Here is a 17,003-nt window from a genome sequence, read left to right on the forward strand (position 1 = left end):
AGCGGGCGGGCGTTACGGGATCAGCAGGGGCGTCATGCGCCGCGCTGACCCATCTCAGCCGCAGGGCGTTGGACAGCACGAAGACCGAGGAAAGCGCCATCGCACCCGCCGCCAGCGCAGGGGACAATAGCATGCCGGTCACCGGATAAAGCACGCCCGCCGCGACGGGGATCAGCAGCACGTTATAGCCAAAGGCCCAGAACAGGTTCTGCCGGATATTGGCAATCGTGCGCTGGCTGATCCGCATGGCATTGGCGACGCCAAGCAGGTCGCCCGAGATCAGCACCACATCCGCCGCCTCGATGGCGATATCGGTGCCGGTGCCGATGGCGATGCCCACATCGGCAGAGGCCAGCGCGGGCGCGTCATTGATCCCGTCGCCCACAAAGGCCACCGGACCACGGCTGCGCAGGCGATCGACGGCCTCGACCTTGCCGTCGGGAAGAACGTCCGCAACCACGTGGTCGATCCCCAGATCGCGGGCGATGGCCTCTGCCGTGGCGGGGTTGTCGCCGGTGATCATCGCGGTTTGCAGGCCCATGTCGCGCAGCATGGTCAGGGCCAGCGGGGTTGAGTGCTTGATCGGGTCGGCCACGGCAATCAGCGCAGCAAGCTGGCCGTCAATGGCAGCAAAGAGCGCGGTTTTGCCATCGCTGGCCAGCCGGCCGGCCTCTGCCATCAGCGGGGCGGTGTCGATGTTTTCACGCTCCATATAGCGGGCGGCGCCGACAAGGACTCTCCGGTCTTCAACCATCGCCATTGCCCCGAACCCGGTAACCGATTGGAAACCTTCTGGTTCCGGCACCTCCAGCCCGCGTGTCTTTGCGGCCCGCAGAATGGCGGCGGCAATGGGATGCTCGGACTTGCTTTCGACACTGGCGACCAGCCGCAACACCTCGTCATCAGACATGCCAACCGGCGTCAGTGCGACCAGTTCCGGGCGGCCTTCAGTCAGGGTGCCCGTCTTGTCAAATGCCACGACCTGCGCCCCTTGCAGGCTTTGCAGCGCATCGCCCTTGCGGAAGAGCACGCCCATTTCAGCGGCGCGACCTGTGCCCACCATGATCGAGGTGGGTGTCGCCAGCCCCATGGCACAGGGGCAGGCGATGATCATGACGGAGACGCCCGCGACCAGCGCAAGGCTGAGCGCCGGATCGGGGCCGAAGATCAGCCAGACAAGAACGGTCAGAAGGCTCGCGGCGATGACGGCGGGGACAAACCAGGCGGTGATGCGGTCAACAAGGCCCTGAATGGGCAGCTTCGCGCCCTGCGCCTCCTCGACCATGGCGATGATCTGCGCCAGCATCGTGTCGCGGCCCACTTTTTCGGCCCGGAAGGTCAGGGCGCCTGCACCGTTCACCGTGCCGCCCACGACCAGCGATGTGCGCACCTTCAGAACCGGGATCGGCTCGCCTGTCAGCATCGCCTCGTCCACATGGCTTTCACCCGAGATCACCCGGCCATCGACGGCGATCTTCTCGCCGGGCCGGACATGCAGGATGTCGCCTGCAACGACCTCTTCGATGGCCAGGTCCACAACCTCGCCGCCACGTTCCACGCGAGCGGTTTTTGCCTGCAAGGACAATAGTTTGCGGATCGCCTCGCCGGTGCGGCCCTTGGCGCGCGCTTCCAGCAGGCGGCCCAGAAGGATCAGCACGACGATGACGCCCGCCGCCTCGAAATAGACATGCGCGGTGCCTTGGGGCAGTAGCGCGGGGGCGAAGGTGGACACAGTGGAATACCCGAACGCCGCAAGGGTGCCGAGTGCGACGAGAGAGTTCATGTCCGGCGCCCCCTTCAGCAGCGCCGGAATGCCCTTGGTATAGAAGCCGCGACCGGGGCCGATGAGGGTGATTGCGATCAGCAGGAATTGCAGAACCCGGCTGGTCTGTTCGCCAATGGACATCGCCACGTAATGGTGCAGGGCAGGGAAGACATGCCCGCCCATCTCGACGATGAAGACCGGCAGAACAAGCGCGGCGGCAAGCAAAGTCTTCCGCGCAAGGCTTTGAATTTCCTGTGCTTTGCGTTCATCCCTACTGTCGGGTTCCGTGCCCCTGATCGTCGCCTTGTAGCCCGCAGCCGTGGCCGCGCCCGCGATTTGCGCGGGGCTGGACTGCCCAAGCAGATAGTGCACTTGCGCCGTTTCCGTGGCGAGGTTGACCGAGGCCGACAAGACCCCCGGCGCAGCCTGCAACGCCTTTTCCACGCGCCCCACGCAAGAGGCGCAGGTCATGCCCTCGACCGACAGGGTGATATCCGCCTGTGCCGCCGGGTAACCCGCTGTTTCCAAAGCTTTTGTCAGGTCATCCACCCCGACGGAGGGATCATGCAGAACCTGCGCGCTTTCGCTGGCAAAGCTGACCTCGGCGCTGCTCACACCGGGTACAGACGCCAGCGCGGTTTCCGCGCGGCGCACGCATCCGGCGCAGCTGAGGCCGGTGATATGCAGATGGGTCTTGGCTTGGTCGGACATGGGGGAACCTTCGGGCCGAATCTTCGGTCAGCACGGTAGATAGGGGTTCCAGTCTCTGGAAGGTCAAGGGCGTGGGAGATAAAAAAATGCCGGTCACCCCCCGTACACCGGGCGTACACCCCCCGTGCACCCCCCGTACAGGCGTTTGACCGATTACGCGGTCGGGAAGGTGAAATCCGGCAATTCCCGGAACGCGTTTTTCAAGGCCACGCCCCAGCCGGTCGAGATCTCTTCGAAATAGGGGTTGTCCGCCTTGATCCGCATTTCCCTGCCTCGCTTCATGCTGTCCGCGTCATAGGCGTGCAGGTCCAGCGGCAGACTGACCGAGAGATTGGCCTTGATGGTTGAATCGAACGAGACGAGCAGCAGCTTGATGGCGTCTTCGAAGCTCATGTCCGGTTCGAACGCGCGGACGAGGATCGGGCGGCCATATTTGGTTTCGCCGATCTGGAAGAAGGGCGTATCCTCACTCGCTTCGATGAAATTGCCTTCCGGGTAGATCATGAACAGGCGCGCATCTCCGTCGCCGACCTGACCGCCGACAATGATCGTGGCCGAGAACATTGCGTCGGCCTGCTGGCCGGAATCGGCATGGCTGGCAATGACCTCTTTCAGCGTGTTGCCGATCAGGGTCGCGACCTGAAACATCGACTTGGCCTTGTAGATGCCCGGGCTGCGGTCATCGGGGGCCTTGCCGCGTTCTTCCAGCAGGCTGATCACCGATTGCGTGGTGGCCAGATTGCCCGCCGTCATGATTGTAATGCAGCGTTCACCCGGTTCTTCGAAGATGAACATCTTGCGGAAGGTGGAGATATTGTCGATGCCGGAATTGGTCCGCGTGTCCGACATGAACACCAGGCCCCGGTTCAGTTTCAGCCCCACGCAATAAGTCACGGCCGTCGTCCTCTTTGATTCCGATGCCTAGAAATCAGGCTATTGCTGGACTTGCAAGCTGACTTGAAGATGCTCATCACCGGGGCCCTGGCGAATGCCCATGATCGGCGCGGCATCGCGGTAGTCGCGGCCGGTGGCAACGCGCACATAGCGGGCATCGGGTGAAATTCCGTTCGACACGTCGAAGCCGACCCATCCGAGCGCCTCGGTCCAGACTTCGCACCAGGCGTGGCTGGCATCCTGATCGACGCGATCGTTCATCATCAGATAGCCCGAAACATAGCGCGCGGGATGACCCAACAGCCGCGCGGCGGCGATCATGATATGGGCGTGGTCCTGACAGACGCCATGGCCCGCGGTCAGGGCGGATTCAGCGGTGGTGTCGCTGTTGGTGCGCCCGGTTTCATAGCTGACCTGCGACAGGATCATCGCCGACAATGCGTGCAACTGCGCCAGCGTATCGGCCCCGTCCTGTTCGGCCCTCAGCTGGCGTGCAAGCGCCCGGATCGCGGGGCCGGGGGAGGTGGTTGGGGTGGGATTCTCGAACAGCCAGAGCGGGGCAAAGCCCTTGTGCGTGCCGATGATGCCGTGATTGTCCTCGACCTCGACCGTGCCTTCGCTGCGAATCTCGATCCGGGTGGCACCGGCATCGACCTTGACCAGTTCCGTGTGGTTGACGAACTGGTCGGAAAAACTGGCCTGCTTGGTACCGCCGGTGATCGTCGATGACCAGTCCAGCACGGTCTGCCCATGCCCCGACCGGGGCACAAGGCGCAGTTGCTGCAACGCGTAATGCACCGGCTGGTCATAGCTGTAGGTGGTCACATGGGTGATGGCGAGGCGGATCGGGCTGCTCATTGATAGAACCGGAAATCTGTCTGGATGAGGCTTGCCAGCGTGGAGGTGTCATTGATGCTGGCGGTCAGGAATTCATGCAGCCCTTCCTCGAAGATGGTGTTCACGGTGGTCCCGTTCAACTGGCCGCAGATGCGGTCCGCAAGGGTGTGGCTTTCGTGGCGGGTGCCGTAGTCATTGGCCAGCCAGTTCAGGTTCTCGCCGATCTTGGAATAGCAGAAGGCAAGCGACCGGGGCATGCGTTTGTCGAGGATCAGGAACTCCGCGATCCCCATGGGCGTGGTTTCGCCGCCATTGAGCCAGCGATAGCTGCGCTCCGCCGAGACCGACCGCAGGATCACCTCCCATTGCACATTGTCGATGCGGCTGCCGACGAAGGCGGCGGAGGGCAGCAGGACGTAATATTTCACGTCGAGGATGCGGGCGGTGTTGTCGGCGCGTTCCAGGAAGGTGCCGAGGCGCGAGAAGGCGAAGATGTCGTTGCGCAGCATGGTCCCGTGCAGCGCCCCGCGCACCACCGAAGTGCGATAGCGGATCGCGGCCAGCAGTTCATGCAGGGTGCGTTCCGATACCGGGCGGGCCAGTGCCGATTTCACCTCCATCCAGCATTCGTTCACCGCCTCCCACACTTCCGATGACAGCGCGGTGCGCACCATGCGGGCATTGGACCGGGCGGCTTCGATGGAACTCAGAACCGAAGAGGGATTGTCGCGGTCGCGCAGCAGGAAGTTGATCACCGAGCCGGAGTCGAAACTGTCGAACTTCGCGGAGTAGGCGGCGTCGATCCCGGCGGTGTTGACGACCGATTGCCATTCATTCGACTCGCCGTCGGACCGGGTCAGCGCGATGCGCCAGCCGGCCTCCAGCAGTCGCGCGGTGTTTTCGGCCCGTTCGATATAGCGGAACATCCAGAAGAGGCCGCCTGCGGTTTTTCCCAGCATCATCGGCCTAGTCCCCCAGAACCCAGGTGTCTTTGGTGCCGCCGCCCTGGCTGGAATTGACCACCAGAGAGCCCTTCTTCAGCGCCACGCGGGTCAGGCCGCCGGGCGTGATTTCGACCTTGTTGGGAGAGACCAGAACGAAGGGGCGCAGGTCGACATGACGCGGCGCAAGCCCTGCCTTGGACAGGATCGGCACGGTGGACAGGGCCAGCGTGGGCTGCGCGATGTAGTTCGACGGTCGGGCGCGCAATTTCTTCTCAAAGGCCGCGATTTCCTTTTTCGAGGCGGCGGGGCCGACCAGCATCCCGTAGCCGCCCGATCCATGCACCTCCTTGACCACCAGGTCCGACAGGTGATCGAGCACATAGGCCAGCGAATCCGCCTCGGAACAGCGCCATGTCGGCACGTTTTGCAGGATCGCCCGCTCGCCGGTGTAGAACTCGACGATATCGGGCATGTAGCTGTAAAGCGCCTTGTCATCGGCAATGCCCGTACCCGGCGCGTTGGCGATGGTGATATTGCCCGCACGGTAGACATCCATGATGCCGGGCACGCCAAGCAGGCTGTCGGGGTTGAAGGTCAGCGGGTCAAGATAGTCGTCATCGACACGGCGATAAAGCACGTCGATCGGGTGATAGCCTTGCGTCGTGCGCATCGCGACACGGCCGTTTTCCACCACCAGATCATGGCTTTCCACCAGTTCCGCCCCCATCTGGTCGGCCAGGAAGGCGTGTTCGAAATAGGCGGAGTTGTGGATGCCGGGGGTCAGGACCGCCACCGTGGGCCGGTCGGTCAGCCCCTCGGGCGCGCAATCGGCCAGCGAGCGGCGCAGAAGCTGCGGATAGGCGCTGACCGGGCGCACTTTCAGCTGGCTGAACAGCTCGGGGAACATCTGCAACATGGTTTCCCGGTTCTCCAGCATGTAGCTGACACCGGACGGGGTGCGGGCATTGTCCTCCAGCACGAAGAATTCGTTTTCTCCGGTGCGCACCAGATCGGTGCCGACGATATGGGTATAGACTCCACCGGGCGGGTTCACCCCGATCATTTCCGGCAGGAAGGCGGTGTTCTTCGAGATGATTTCCTTGGGGATGCGGCCCGCGCGCAGGATTTCCTGCCGGTGATAAATGTCGTGCAGGAAGGCGTTGATCGCGCGCACCCGCTGTTCGATGCCGCGTTCCAGCGTGGCCCATTCGCGCGCCGAAATGATGCGAGGCACGATATCGAAGGGGATCAGCCTCTCGTCCGCCTCGTCCTGCCCGTAGACGTTGAAGGTGATGCCGATGCGGCGAAAAAAGGCCTCGGCCTCTCTCGACTTGCGGCGGAGATCCTTGAGATCCTCATTGGCGAACCACTGGAAATAGGACTCGTAGGGCGGGCGGGGCTGGTCCGACCGTGCCAGCATTTCATCGAAGGTGGAACCTGTGTCTGCCATGTAACCACTATGTGCGAGTTTTGAGACTAATCAATTGGCAAATTCGGTTATCGAGGATGCAAGCTGATCTGTGGGATGGGGAGCATGGCGGCTCGATGACCCGTTCGGGTGCCTGAAATTTGAGCATCAAGGCCCATTATTCAGACGCTTCAGGGTTGGGCGGGCTGTGCTTTGCCTTGACGCAGGCCCGCGCCCGGATTTGGATGGACATCGGCCAGGGCGGAGGATCATCCCATGCTGCACCATTTGCTGGCGCGAAATTCGGATTGGGCCGAGGACCGGCGACGGGCGGACCCTGCCTATTTCCAGCGCATGGCCCAAGGGCAGCAACCCAGCTATTTCTGGATCGGCTGTTCCGACAGCCGGGTGCCGGAAAACGTGGTGGGCGGGCTCGATCCCGGTGAAATCTTCGTGCATCGCAACGTCGCCAACCTTGTGCATTCCACCGATTTCAGCCTGCTCAGTGCGCTGGAGTTCGCCATCGACGTTCTGGGGATTCGCGAGATCATCGTTTGCGGTCATACCGGCTGCGGGGGCATCGCGGCGGCCAGCCGGGGGCTGGTCAACGGGCTGGCCGATCACTGGCTGGAAGCGCTTCGGCGGCTGGCCCGGCGCAACGCGGCGGATCTTTCGGCCTTTCCCGAGGGTCCGGCCCGCAATGACCGGCTGGCGGAGCTGAGCGTGATCGAGGCGGTCGCGCGGCTTGCTGAAACGCCGATCCTGCAGCGCGCATGGGCGCGCGGTGACCGGGTTTCGGTGCACGGGCTGCTCTATCGGCTGTCAGAGGGCGAACTGCGCAACCTTGACGTCACGCTGACAGGGGCGCATCTGGGCCGTGACGCAAAGGAGTGAAAGGGCGAAGCCATGAAGATCGGATATGTCATGTCGCCGGGGCGCGGCGATGTGGACCGGGTGCTTGGCCGCTTCGTCGAAACGCTGATGGCGCGCGGTGTGGACGTGGCGGGCGTGGTGCAGACCAACACCGATTGCGGGCCCGCAAAGGCCTGCGACATGGATGTGGAGGTGCTGCCCTCTGGCCCCGTGCTGCGGATTTCGCAGGACCTTGGACCGGGGTCACGAGGCTGCCGCCTGAACCCCGACGCGCTGGAACAGGCCGTGGGGCTGGTGGAGCAGCGGCTTAACGGGGATACACGGCTGCTGGTCGTCAACAAGTTCGGTAAGCAGGAGGCGGAGGGCCGTGGGTTCCGAGAGGTGATCGGCACGGCGCTGGCGCAGGATATTCCGGTCGTGGTGGGGCTGAACGGGCTGAACCGGGACGCTTTTGAGGCGTTTTGCGGCGGCATGGCCGAGGCGCTGACCCCGGACGTTGAGGCGTTGTTGGAGTGGTTCGGCGAGGGCTGAACCGTGGCGGTGCAGGGCTGACGACCGAGAGTGGGGGAGGCTGCATTCGACGGCTATGTATGTCGGCTTTGCGGACATAACCGACCTTTACACTCTGCGATTGAAGGTCTGCTTTGACTTCTCCGGTTGCTGATTGACAAATTGACAATTCGCGCCCGCACATTTATCCGAAAGCCCATGGCCCGCTGGGACGACCCGGCCGCGAAAGGGCACCAGTCAGGACGACCTGCAAAACGTTGGGGGTCAGAATGGCTTGGATTTTTCTTCTCATTGCAGGTGCGCTGGAAGTCGTTTGGGCGACGGGGCTCAAGAAGCTTGGCCTGGGTTTTTCTTGGACCTTTGGCGCTCTAACGCTCATCGCGATGATCGCGAGCATCGTCGCCCTCTACGCTGCGATGACTCGACTGCCGCTAGGTATTGCCTACCCGATTTGGACCGGTATCGGCTCAGTCGGATCGGTGCTGGTTGGCGTGTTGGCCTTCAATCAGAACCTCAGCATCGCCGGTATTGCTGGTCTGACACTTCTGATTGCAGGGATGTTTCTGCTCGGTTCAGATGCACACTAAGACGAAAGGACACGGAAAATGACGACAAAGACGAAAACAGCAAGAAGACTGATCGAAGGTCGGCCCGCGCTCATTGTGATCGACATTCAGAAAAGCACTTTCATTGACGACAGCGAAGTGAGGTCCATCGATAACATGTCGGGTTACAAGGATCGCATGATCGCCGCGCGTGATCTGGTCGATGCCGCGCATGAGAATGATATCCCCGTCATCTTCATCCAGGAAGTCCACCGACCCGATCTGGTTGATTTCGGTCGAGAATTGGATGGAGATGAGGATGTTCATTGCCTTGAGGGCGATCCGCGCACGGAAGTCGCCAAAGAGGAAATGGGATATCGCAAAGGCGACTATATCATCCCCAAGCGGCGTTATTCGGCTTTCTTCGGAACTGACTTTGAAATTCTGTTACGGGGCCTGAAAGTCGATACGCTGCTCCTGTGCGGTGGACTGACAGATGTTTGTGTCCACTACACGTTCGTCGATGGGCACCAGTCTGACTACTTCTGTCGCGTTGCGGAGGATTGCGTCGGCGGCTCGTCAGTGGCGGCACACAAGGCGGCGCTCAAAGCGATGGAGTATCTGCAGACAGGCGCGGTTCAGGACCGAACCACAATGATGGAGGCAATGTCATCGTACAGCATACGGGTTGATCTTGCGGGCCTGACTTCTGTCTAATTGATGCGGACCTGCCTTTCGCGGCGATGCGGCAAACGCGTAGATATGGGCTCGAAGCCGACATCCGCCCAAAGTGCATCACCTCAATTGGCGTCCACGTGTGACAGGCGCATTCCTCTGCAGAGTCACCTGAGCCCGCAGCCGCCCTTCAGAACGCCTTGAAAGTCAGCGTTGTCAGCGTCCGCTCGATCCCCGGTACGTCGCAGAGGCGTTCGTTGATGTAGCGGCCTATGTCTTCGCCCTCGGGGATGATCAGCTTGACCAGCAGGTCGTATTCGCCGGAGGTCGAGAAGAGCTCGGCATGGATTTCCTTCAGGACGATATTGAAGGCCACGTCATAGGTGGTGCCGGGTTTGCAACGGATCTGGACGAAGACGGTCTGCATTGGGGGAATCCTGCGAATGGGTCTGGCCGCAAGTTGACCCGTCTTTGGCGTCGGGATCAACCCGGACTATCCCGGCGCGGGGCAACGGGGTAGGGTCTGGCCATGACCAACGCGCTTCCCTATCGGTTTCTGCTGCTGCCCGGGTTCGACCTGGCGGCTTTGGGCGCGGCCTCGACCGTGCTGACCGAGGCGGGGGTGGATTTCCAGACCACGGCGCTGTCGGGCGCATCGGTGCCGGGGGATAGCGGTGTTCACGTAGCCCATGGCGGGCCGGTGCCGCCGATGGAACCGGGCGATGCGCTGGTGGTGTTCAGCGGGCTGACCTTGTCGGACATGGACCGCGAGGGCGCTTTGGCCGCACTGCGCCGGGCGCGGCGGCAGGGCGGGCGGATCTGGGCCGTGGGCGGCGGGGTGTGGCTGCTGGCGCAGCTCGATCTGCCGCAGGGGCTGGAGCTGTCGGTCAATCCCGATACGGCTGCGGCGCTGGACGGCATGCGCCGCAAACCGGCACTGACCGACGCGCCCTTTGTCTGGACGCCGGAGATCGCTACTGCGCGGGCGGCGCATGCGGCGGCGCTGATGCGCTATGATCTGGCGCTTGATCGTAGCGTGGATGCCGATGCCGCGCCACTGTCGCCTGCCGACCGGGATGCGGAGGCCGCGCGGTCTCAGCTGCTGCCACTGGAGGAACGCTATGCGACGCGGCACAAGGTCGTGGTCGCGGGGTTGCAGATCATGCGGGCGAACCTGTTCCGGCCGGTGTCTGTCGCGGCGCTGGCGCTGTCGCTTGGCCTGTCGCAACGGCAGCTGGAGCGGCTGTTCGAGAAGGAACTGGGGGACACGCCGGGACCGATCTATCGGGAAATGCGGCTGGAGGCGGCGCGGATCGAGGTTCGGCAGGGGCGTCGCCCGATGCAGGAAATCGCCCATGATTTCGGCTTCACCTCGGGCAGCTTTTCCAAGACCTATCTGCGGCAGTTCGGGGTGACGCCCTCGACCGACCGGCGCGCGGCCATTGGCGGGGCGGTTTGACCGCTTGACCCCACGGGTGCGCCCGCCATGCTGGCCTCGAACACGGAGGACGGGATGAGTGAAACGACACGCGGCGGGCCGCTGGCGGGCCTGAAAGTGGTGGAGATGGTGGGGCTTGGCCCCGGACCCTTTGCGGGGATGCTGCTGGCCGACATGGGGGCCGAGGTGGTGGGCATCGACCGGCCCGGCGGTGTCTCGATCAACCTGCCGCATGATATCTGCCGCCGGGGCAAGCGGTTCATCGAACTGGACGTGAAATCCCGCGCGGGCCGTGCCGCGGTGCTGGACGAGATCCTGACTGCCGATGTGCTGATCGAAGGCAACCGTCCGGGCGTGATGGAACGGCTGGGGCTGGGGCCGGAGGAGTGCTGGCAAGCCAACCCGCGCCTTGTTTATGGCCGCATGACCGGGTGGGGGCAGGAGGGTCCGCTGGCGCAGGCGGCGGGGCATGATCTGAACTACATCGCCCTTGCGGGCGCGCTGCACCCGATGGGGGAGCCGGACGCGCCACCGCCCGTTCCCATGAACCTTGTGGGCGACTATGGCGGCGGAGCGATGTTCCTGGCATTCGGCGTGATGGCGGCGGTCTATGAGGCACAGCGGTCGGGCAAGGGGCAGGTGGTGGATGCGGCGATGGTGGATGGGGCCTCGCTGATGATGAGCATGTTCCACTCCCTGCGCGCCTCTGGCTGGTGGGCGGAGGAGCGGGGGGCGAATTTCCTCGATGGCGGGGCGCATTTCTATGGCTGCTACGCCTGTTCGGATGGGTTGTTCGTCTCGGTGGGGGCGATCGAGAAGCCCTTCATGAAGGTATTGATCGACAAGGCGGGATTGCCTGCGGATTGGCTCGACAAGCATATGGACCGGGCAAGCTGGCCTGCGCTGAAGGCGGAATTGGTGGCGCTCTTTGCCACCCGCACACAGGCGGAATGGTGCGACCTGCTGGAAGGCACGGATGCCTGTTTCGCCCCGGTCCTGCCGTTCTGGGAAGCGCATGACCATCCTCATGCGCTGGCACGAAACGCGTTCATTCGGCGCGAAAATGTGATAGAACCAGCCCCTGCGCCGCGCTTTTCGCGGACGAAACCCGATCTGGCGAAATAGATATGAAGGAGATTTGATGACCAGAATTCTTTGCGAAACAATTGATACCTATGCGATTTTGACACTCAACAAACCTGCGCGCCGCAATGTTCTGGGCACGCAGACCGGTTTGGACCTCCAGACTCATCTGGCAGCCTTGGCCGAAGATAACACCATTCGTTCTGTCATTCTGACCGGGGCCGGGAAGGGGTTTTGCGCGGGCAGCGACCTTCGGGAACTGGCCGCGCTCGACCGAGACGGGCGCGTGGCGCATGAGGCGGCGACGGCCGCTGCGGTAAGGGCGATTTCGGCCCATCCCGTTCCGGTCATTGCGGCGGTGGAGGGCCACGCCCTTGGCGGCGGCTTCGTGCTGGCCACAGCCTGCGATCTGGTGGTGACCGGGCGTTCGGCCAGATGGGCGATGCCGGAAGTGCCCAAGGGGTTCTTCCCGCCCTGGGGCATGGCCCCTCTGCTGGCGCGGGTCGGTCCGGCACGGGCAAAGCTGATCGTGTTGGGCCTTGAAGAGTTCAACGGCGAGGATGCGGTCAGGGCCGGGGTGGCTGACTGGCTGTGCTGGGACGAAAAGGCACTGGACTCCGCCAAGGGGGCGGCCATGCGCATTGCGATGCTGCCAGACAGCGCCGCGCGCAAGGTCAAGCGCTTCTTCGGTCCCGATATGGCCGCGCGGGCCGAGGCGATGGACGCGGAGGCGAGCGCGCTTTTCGCGGAAGATTGCGATGGCCCCGCCGCGCAGGACACGTTCCGACGGTTCCGCTGACCTGCATCCGAGGGGGGGGTATGTCGTCCCGCCCGGGCCACCCCCGTGCAGCTTCGCTCAGTTCACCACCCGTTGCGCGACGGCATGCCCCTCGGAAAGGGCCGCCGAGGGGTAGAGGATGACGATCTCATCCTCTGACAGGCCGGACAGAACCTCTGCCTCGATGCCATTGTTATGGCCGATTTCGACCGGGCGGGTGGTGGCTGTGCCGTTTTCCACCACGAAGACGGCCCATCCACCAGCCGCCCGGAACAGCGCGGCCGAGGGCACGATCAGCGCGTTGTCATCTTCCCAGACGACAATCCGCAATTCAACGCGAAAGCCATGCCCCAACCCTTCCCGGTCCTCGCCGGGACCGGTGAAATCAATCAGCACATTCACGCGCTGTTCCTGCACCCCGAGCGCCGAATATTGCGTGGTGCCGAACGGGTCGATCCGGGTCACGACACCGGGCAGGGGAACCGGTTGGCCCCAGTTTTCGATGATCACCCGGTCGCCGGGGCTGACCTGAACTGCATCGGTGGAGAGCAGTGCGATACTGACCGCCAGATCGCCCTCGATATTGCCGATTTCCATGATCGGCGTACCTGCCCCGAGCGTGGTTTCGCTTTGCTGGATGACTTGCAGGATGGTGCCATCGGCGGGCGCCATCAGCGGAATCGCGTGGTCGTCATTGGCGATTGCGCCCCACAGCCCCTGATCGTCGAAGCTGATCAACCGGGCCTGCGCGATGTCGAGATCGGCCTCGCGCATGGCAATCGCGGCCTCGGCGGTATCGACGGTGGCATCGGCGGCGCGGGCGGCGCGCTGTGCGCGTTCCAGCGCGGCGGCACTGACCGTGCCGCTTTCGGCCAGCGTTTCCGTGCGCTCCAGATCGGCCTGCGCCAGATCCTGTTCGGCGAGCGCCGCGTTTCGGTCGGCCTGTGCCACGCGAAGCGCTGCCTCGGCGGCGGCGACGGCAGCGCGGGCCTGTTCGCGGGACGAGATGTCCAAAGCGGCGGGGTTCAGCGGCTCCATCACCGCGACCTGCGTTTCGGCACGCGTTACCGGATCGCCCGGCTCCACCTCGACCCGCAGCAGCCGTCCGGCCACGGGAGTCGAGACGACATAGGCGTCGCGCACCTGTGTGCGGCCCTCCTCGTCGATGGTCTGCATCATCCCCCCGCGCGTGACGGTGCCGAAATCCACCAGCGTCGGTTGCGGCCAGAAGGCAGCGGTCAGGGCGGCAGCGACAATGACAATCGCGCCAAGGGTGAGAGGCAATCTGGAACGTCTGCGGGCCATTTGGAATTACTCCCTCGTTTTCAGGGCCAGGACAAGATCGGCCTTGTCGATCTGGCGTTTGACCATCCAGCCGGAAAACGCCGCCGAAGCCAGAACGGCAACGGCTGCCGTGCCGATGGAACTGGGATCGGGGTAGGCGGAAACCTGGTAGATATCGTTGGAGAAGGCCTCGCTGACCGCCCAGGCCAGGCCGAAGCCGAAACCGGACCCGATGGGGATCGCCAGCAGGGTAACGACGACCAGTTCGCCAAGCAGAACGAAGCTGACCTCGGCGCGGGTGAAGCCCACCACCCGCAGGCTGGCAAGATCGCGGGCGCGTTCGGCATAGGCGATGCGCGCGGCGTTGTAGACCACGCCGAAGGTGATCACGCCCGCGATGAAGGCCATGACGTAGCGCACCGCGCCCGCGCCGGTATCCATGATCCGCTGAAACGCGTCGCGGCTGTCGGATTTCAGGCTGACCCCGGCGATGGTGGGGATGTCATTCAGCCGCTCATAGAGATCATCGGCCTGATTGGCGTCGATCCTGAGATACGCGCCGCTGATCCGCCCCGGCTCACCAATCGCGCGGTTCAGGGCGGCAAGTTCCATATAGGCGGGCGCGCCCATGCGGGTTTCGGCGATGCCGACTACGGGCAGGTCCAGGACGTCCTGCCGCCCCTGCCGCATTTCGACGGTCAGCCGGTCGCCCGGTTCGATGTTCAGAATCCGGGCCAGGGCCGCGCCAAGGATCACGCCGTCCTCGCGCATGGCGATCTCTCGGTCCTCGCTGTCGAGCGCGCGGAAGAGCCGGGCATCCGGCACCAGACCCGACAGCGCCCCCTGATAGCTGTGCAGACCGTTGCGGAAGATCACGGGAACATGGCGGATCGGTTCCACCTCGATCACGCCTTCCATCCGTTGCAGGGCGAAGATGGCGTCTTCGCTGACCGCATGGGTGAAGCTGACATTGAGGTCGGAGCGGTCGGCCACCGAAAACGTGTGCTCGATGGTGCCGTCGAAACTGGCCATGAGCGAGATCATCGCCACCGACAGCCCCATGCCGCAAGCGATGCCCACGGTGCTGCCCGCCATGCGGATCGGCTGGCGGGTGATCCGGCGCAGCACCATCCGCGAGGGCTGGTCGAGGAAGCGGTTGAAGGCCGCGCCGATGCGCCCAGTGCGGGAATAATCGGGCGGGGCAGGGGGGCGCATGGCGGCGGCGGGCGTCAGGCGGAAGACGCGCGCCAGCACCATCAGCCCGCCAAGCGAGGCCACCAGCATCGACAGGCCCACGCCCCAGATGATCGCAGCCGGGTCGATGCGGAAGACCAGAAAGGGGAACTTGTAGAATTCCAGATAGACCTGCACCTGCAAGCGGCCTGCGAGGATGCCGAGAAGCGCCCCGATCACGGCCCCGCCCCCGGCGATGACCAGCACCATGCGCAAGTAATGCAGGGCCACCTCGCGGTCGGTATAGCCGAAGGCCTTCATCAGCCCGATTTCCTCGCGCTCGGACTGGATGATGCGGCTCATGACGATATAGAGCAGGAAGGCCGCGACCCCGAGGAAGATGGGCGGAACCGATTTCGACGTGGCGCGCAGGCCGGCGATTTCCTCGGTCACGAAGCGGTCGGACCCGTGATCCTCCAGCCCGTAGGCCCCAAGCCCGCCGTAAGGGTCGAGGATACGGTCGACGGCAGCCAGAACCTCGGCCTCCCGCGCGCTGCGGCCAAGGGTCAGAAGCGCCTCGTTGAACGCGCCTGCCATGTCGTAGGCGGCAGAAAGGGAGGATCGGCTCATCCAGATCACACCGAAACGGGCATCGTCGGGAATGATCTCGCCCGGCGCGGCGACGTAGAGAAATTCAGGGCCCTGCGCGAGGCCCACGATACGGAAATGCCGCCGCGCGCCGTTCATGGTGGCCGACAGGGTGTCGCCCGGATGCAGATCATGGGCGCGGGCGAAGCTTTCCAGCAGCAGAATCTCATCCTCCTGCCGTGTATCCAGATGGCGGCCATCGACCAGCAGGTAGCCATTGACCGGCGGTTCGCCCCGGTCGGGCACCGAAATCGCCTGTGCCTGAACGGGCAGGGCGCGGGTGTCGACGTCAATGAGCGCGCTGCCAGTCACCCGGCCATAAGCGGCGGTAACGCCGGGGATTTCCGCCAGACGCTCGATCAGATGGTTGGGCGCGCGGGCGGCGGGGGCAAAGACCTGTGCCATGCGATACCGGTCGTAATAGGCGTCGCGGGTTTCCTGAAGCGACGTGACCAAACCGGTTTGCATGACCAGCAGCAGCACCCCCACGGCAATCACGGCGGCAATCGCGGCGGCCTGTCCCTTCATGTGCCACAGGTCGCGCCAGAGCTTATGGGTCAGCGGGCCTACCAATGGATGTCCTTCGGGTCGAGCTTGGTGTCATTCAGCGTCACGTCACGGATCGCGCCATCGGCGAAACTGATGATCCGGTCAGCCATCGCCCCGGTTGCTGCCGCATGGGTGACGATCAGCACCGTGGTGCCCAGTTCCTCGTTCACATCGCGCAGCACCCGCAGCACTTCTCGCCCCGTGGTGGAATCGAGCGCGCCCGTGGGTTCGTCACACAGCAATACCGTGGGCCGCTTGGCAACGGCGCGGGCGATGGCCACCCGCTGCTGTTCTCCGCCCGAAAGCTGCGCGGGGAAATGGGTGATGCGGTCGGTCAGTCCGACCAGCGACAGCGCCTCTGACGGGGTCATCGGATCGCGGGCAATCTCGGTCACCAGTTCCACGTTTTCCTCGGCGGTCAGCGAGGGCATCAGGTTGTAGAATTGAAAGACGAAGCCCACATGGTTGCGCCGGTATTGCGTGAGCTGCCGGTCGCTCATCGCCGTCAGATCCTCCTGCCCGAAAAACGCCTGCCCCTCGCTGGCGCTGTCCAGCCCGCCGAGAATATTGAGCAGCGTCGACTTGCCCGATCCGGACGGCCCGAGCAGCACCACGAACTCCCCCGCCGGAATGGTCAGGTCCACACCGCGCAGCGCGTGAACGGCGGCCTCTCCCTCGCCATAGGTCTTGGTGAGATTCCGCGTCTCGAATGCCGCGTGTCCCGCCTCTATTGTGCGTCTTGAGATAGCCATGCTGCACCGTTATCTGAGAAGGCGTCCCTTCCGCTTTGACTATGATCAAGCCGGGACGCCAATGCCACCCTGTCCTCCGGGCTTGTCGCCGCGTTCCGGGGGCGCAGGATTGGCGCGGTCAGTAATGGAAGGCCCG

General features: G+C 63.9%; 16 protein-coding genes. 7 read left to right on the forward strand and 9 right to left on the reverse strand.

Going from position 1 to position 17,003, the window contains the following annotated elements:
• The 5 genes from RBB16_RS13705 to RBB16_RS13725 all read right to left on the reverse strand — a co-directional run.
• The coding region (locus tag RBB16_RS13705; RefSeq protein ID WP_306046710.1) for a heavy metal translocating P-type ATPase at positions 1–2,476 on the reverse strand (2,476 nt) is incomplete at its 3' end.
• Positions 2,477–2,629: 153 nt separating this feature from the next.
• The gene (locus tag RBB16_RS13710; protein WP_306046711.1) at positions 2,630–3,370 is read right to left on the reverse strand and encodes a proteasome-type protease; all 741 of its coding nucleotides are present in this window, start codon (positions 3,368–3,370) and stop codon (positions 2,630–2,632) included.
• Positions 3,371–3,409: 39 nt separating this feature from the next.
• A complete protein-coding gene (locus RBB16_RS13715) occupies positions 3,410–4,228 on the reverse strand; it encodes a transglutaminase family protein (protein ID WP_306046712.1) in 819 nt (272 codons plus the stop codon).
• Positions 4,225–5,166 (reverse strand): alpha-E domain-containing protein, encoded by a 942-nt coding sequence (locus RBB16_RS13720; RefSeq protein ID WP_306046756.1) that lies wholly within the window; start codon positions 5,164–5,166, stop codon positions 4,225–4,227. Before RBB16_RS13720 ends, RBB16_RS13715 begins: the two co-directional genes overlap by 4 nt.
• 7 nt (positions 5,167–5,173) lie before the next feature.
• Positions 5,174–6,601, reverse strand: a complete 1,428-nt coding sequence (locus RBB16_RS13725; RefSeq protein WP_306046713.1) for a circularly permuted type 2 ATP-grasp protein — start codon at positions 6,599–6,601, stop codon at positions 5,174–5,176.
• Positions 6,602–6,835: 234 nt separating this feature from the next.
• On the opposite strand from RBB16_RS13725, the gene RBB16_RS13730 reads away from it, so the two are divergent.
• The 4 genes from RBB16_RS13730 to RBB16_RS13745 all read left to right on the forward strand — a co-directional run bounded on the left by RBB16_RS13730 (position 6,836) and on the right by RBB16_RS13745 (position 9,204).
• The gene (locus RBB16_RS13730; RefSeq protein WP_306046714.1) at positions 6,836–7,453 is read left to right on the forward strand and encodes a carbonic anhydrase; all 618 of its coding nucleotides are present in this window, start codon (positions 6,836–6,838) and stop codon (positions 7,451–7,453) included.
• A 12-nt stretch (positions 7,454–7,465) separates the two neighbouring features.
• Positions 7,466–7,963, forward strand: coding sequence for a DUF2478 domain-containing protein (locus RBB16_RS13735; RefSeq protein ID WP_306046715.1), 498 nt, complete (start codon positions 7,466–7,468; stop codon positions 7,961–7,963).
• Between the two features lie 248 nt (positions 7,964–8,211).
• Positions 8,212–8,529, forward strand: coding sequence for a multidrug efflux SMR transporter (locus RBB16_RS13740; protein ID WP_306046716.1), 318 nt, complete (start codon positions 8,212–8,214; stop codon positions 8,527–8,529).
• Between the two features lie 18 nt (positions 8,530–8,547).
• The gene (locus RBB16_RS13745; RefSeq protein WP_306046717.1) at positions 8,548–9,204 is read left to right on the forward strand and encodes a cysteine hydrolase; all 657 of its coding nucleotides are present in this window, start codon (positions 8,548–8,550) and stop codon (positions 9,202–9,204) included.
• A gap of 148 nt (positions 9,205–9,352) precedes the next feature.
• Here the strand turns inward: RBB16_RS13745 and RBB16_RS13750 are convergent, their stop codons facing one another.
• Complete coding sequence (locus RBB16_RS13750; protein ID WP_071690194.1) at positions 9,353–9,589, reverse strand: Lrp/AsnC family transcriptional regulator; 237 nt, start codon at positions 9,587–9,589, stop codon at positions 9,353–9,355.
• 102 nt (positions 9,590–9,691) lie between these two features.
• On the opposite strand from RBB16_RS13750, the gene RBB16_RS13755 reads away from it, so the two are divergent.
• The 3 genes from RBB16_RS13755 to RBB16_RS13765 are packed head-to-tail and all read left to right on the forward strand — an operon-like array spanning position 9,692 to position 12,482.
• On the forward strand, positions 9,692–10,621 hold the full coding sequence (locus tag RBB16_RS13755; protein WP_306046718.1) for a helix-turn-helix domain-containing protein: 930 nt from the start codon (positions 9,692–9,694) through the stop codon (positions 10,619–10,621).
• Positions 10,622–10,675: 54 nt separating this feature from the next.
• Positions 10,676–11,725 carry a CaiB/BaiF CoA-transferase family protein gene (locus RBB16_RS13760; protein ID WP_306046719.1) on the forward strand — a complete coding sequence of 350 codons (1,050 nt, stop codon included), beginning with the start codon at positions 10,676–10,678 and terminating at the stop codon, positions 11,723–11,725.
• A 16-nt stretch (positions 11,726–11,741) separates the two neighbouring features.
• Complete coding sequence (locus tag RBB16_RS13765) at positions 11,742–12,482, forward strand: enoyl-CoA hydratase/isomerase family protein (RefSeq protein WP_306046720.1); 741 nt, start codon at positions 11,742–11,744, stop codon at positions 12,480–12,482.
• A gap of 57 nt (positions 12,483–12,539) precedes the next feature.
• Here the strand turns inward: RBB16_RS13765 and RBB16_RS13770 are convergent, their stop codons facing one another.
• Genes RBB16_RS13770 through RBB16_RS13780 form a run of 3 tightly spaced genes read right to left on the reverse strand, consistent with a single transcriptional unit; the run spans position 12,540 to position 16,867 of the window.
• Positions 12,540–13,745 carry an efflux RND transporter periplasmic adaptor subunit gene (locus RBB16_RS13770; protein WP_306046721.1) on the reverse strand — a complete coding sequence of 402 codons (1,206 nt, stop codon included), beginning with the start codon at positions 13,743–13,745 and terminating at the stop codon, positions 12,540–12,542.
• 27 nt (positions 13,746–13,772) lie between these two features.
• Positions 13,773–16,139 (reverse strand): ABC transporter permease, encoded by a 2,367-nt coding sequence (locus tag RBB16_RS13775; RefSeq protein WP_306046722.1) that lies wholly within the window; start codon positions 16,137–16,139, stop codon positions 13,773–13,775.
• Positions 16,133–16,867, reverse strand: a complete 735-nt coding sequence (locus RBB16_RS13780) for an ABC transporter ATP-binding protein (RefSeq protein ID WP_306046723.1) — start codon at positions 16,865–16,867, stop codon at positions 16,133–16,135. The genes RBB16_RS13775 and RBB16_RS13780 overlap by 7 nt, the downstream gene beginning before the upstream one ends.
• Between the last annotated feature and the right edge of the window lie 136 nt (positions 16,868–17,003).

It is taken from the genome of Nioella sp. MMSF_3534 (assembly GCF_030732985.1).
In the GTDB taxonomy this organism is placed as follows: domain Bacteria; phylum Pseudomonadota; class Alphaproteobacteria; order Rhodobacterales; family Rhodobacteraceae; genus Nioella.

Bases quoted from the DNA above. Each gene is read 5' to 3' on its own strand.
- RBB16_RS13730 (WP_306046714.1), top strand. From the start codon at position 6,836: ATGCTGCACCATTTGCTGGCGCGAAATTCGGATTGGGCCGAGGACCGG.
- RBB16_RS13780 (WP_306046723.1), bottom strand. From the start codon at position 16,867: ATGGCTATCTCAAGACGCACAATAGAGGCGGGACACGCGGCATTCGAG.
- RBB16_RS13750 (WP_071690194.1), bottom strand. From the start codon at position 9,589: ATGCAGACCGTCTTCGTCCAGATCCGTTGCAAACCCGGCACCACCTAT.
- RBB16_RS13720 (WP_306046756.1), bottom strand. From the start codon at position 5,166: ATGCTGGGAAAAACCGCAGGCGGCCTCTTCTGGATGTTCCGCTATATC.
- RBB16_RS13765 (WP_306046720.1), top strand. From the start codon at position 11,742: ATGACCAGAATTCTTTGCGAAACAATTGATACCTATGCGATTTTGACA.
- RBB16_RS13745 (WP_306046717.1), top strand. From the start codon at position 8,548: ATGACGACAAAGACGAAAACAGCAAGAAGACTGATCGAAGGTCGGCCC.
- RBB16_RS13755 (WP_306046718.1), top strand. From the start codon at position 9,692: ATGACCAACGCGCTTCCCTATCGGTTTCTGCTGCTGCCCGGGTTCGAC.
- RBB16_RS13740 (WP_306046716.1), top strand. From the start codon at position 8,212: ATGGCTTGGATTTTTCTTCTCATTGCAGGTGCGCTGGAAGTCGTTTGG.
- RBB16_RS13715 (WP_306046712.1), bottom strand. From the start codon at position 4,228: ATGAGCAGCCCGATCCGCCTCGCCATCACCCATGTGACCACCTACAGC.
- RBB16_RS13725 (WP_306046713.1), bottom strand. From the start codon at position 6,601: ATGGCAGACACAGGTTCCACCTTCGATGAAATGCTGGCACGGTCGGAC.
- RBB16_RS13760 (WP_306046719.1), top strand. From the start codon at position 10,676: ATGAGTGAAACGACACGCGGCGGGCCGCTGGCGGGCCTGAAAGTGGTG.
- RBB16_RS13735 (WP_306046715.1), top strand. From the start codon at position 7,466: ATGAAGATCGGATATGTCATGTCGCCGGGGCGCGGCGATGTGGACCGG.